Origin of the sequence: Prochlorococcus marinus (assembly GCF_001180245.1) — a bacterium.
GTDB classification, from domain to species: Bacteria; Cyanobacteriota; Cyanobacteriia; order PCC-6307; family Cyanobiaceae; genus Prochlorococcus_A; species Prochlorococcus_A marinus_F.
Map to the genome: position 1 here is coordinate 1 of NZ_CVSV01000020.1, position 452 is coordinate 452.

At 36.1% G+C, this 452-nt stretch carries 1 protein-coding gene; it reads left to right on the forward strand.

The window, feature by feature from the left end; genetic code table 11:
- The coding region (locus AMO19_RS00185) for a nucleotidyltransferase family protein (RefSeq protein ID WP_146255909.1) at nt 1-452 on the forward strand (452 nt) is incomplete at both ends.

Genomic DNA, 452 nt, shown 5'->3' on the forward strand with positions numbered 1-452 from the left:
AGAAAGGAGCTATTGCGAGCTTAATAACAAAGAGGGTAACAAAAGATCAAGTATCAAGTTATGGTGTCGTAGTTTCTGATGACAATGGGAGAATAAAGGCTTTTCAGGAAAAGCCAAAAGTTGATCAAGCTTTAAGTGACTCTATAAATACAGGAATTTATCTTTTCGAACCCGAAATTTTTAATTACATACCTTCAGCAGAGAAATTTGATATTGGAGCTGATCTTTTCCCTAAACTTGTTGAACTGGATTTACCATTTTTTGCATTACCAATGGATTTCGAATGGGTAGATATTGGAAAAGTTCCTGATTATTGGAGTGCTATTAGAAATGTATTACAAGGTAAGGTACGACAAGTGCAAATACCGGGTAAGGAAATAAAACCCGGAGTTTTTACCGGCTTGAATGTAGCGGCTAATTGGGAAAAGGTTAATATTACCGGTCCGGTTTAT